The sequence below is a fragment of the Bacillus cereus group sp. BfR-BA-01379 genome (genome assembly GCF_022663605.1).
Classification (GTDB): domain Bacteria; phylum Bacillota; class Bacilli; order Bacillales; family Bacillaceae_G; genus Bacillus_A; species Bacillus_A mobilis.
The window spans coordinates 1-222 of record NZ_JAKUFT010000318.1 but is presented as its reverse complement, the minus strand read 5'-3'; the positions used below and the strand labels follow the sequence as shown (position 1 = coordinate 222).

The following is a 222-nucleotide window of genomic DNA, read 5'->3' as shown; positions in this document are numbered from 1 at the left end:
ACAAGATGACTCGAATCACAATCAACAACAGCATTCTAAACAAGACGACTCGGATCAGAATAAACAGCAACATTCTAAGCAAAGCGACTCGAATCAAGATGAACAACAACACTCTAAACAAGGTAACTCGGATCAAAATCAGCAGCAAAACGCTGGAAATAATAGTATTTATGATTTTACGAAACCAGGAAAAGACCGTATTCATTCTCTACAAGATTTAAT

At 36.0% G+C, this 222-nt stretch carries 1 pseudogene; it reads left to right on the top strand.

The features are described from left to right. Positions 1-222, top strand: a pseudogene (locus tag MR113_RS28045) (spore germination protein); the annotation flags it as partial.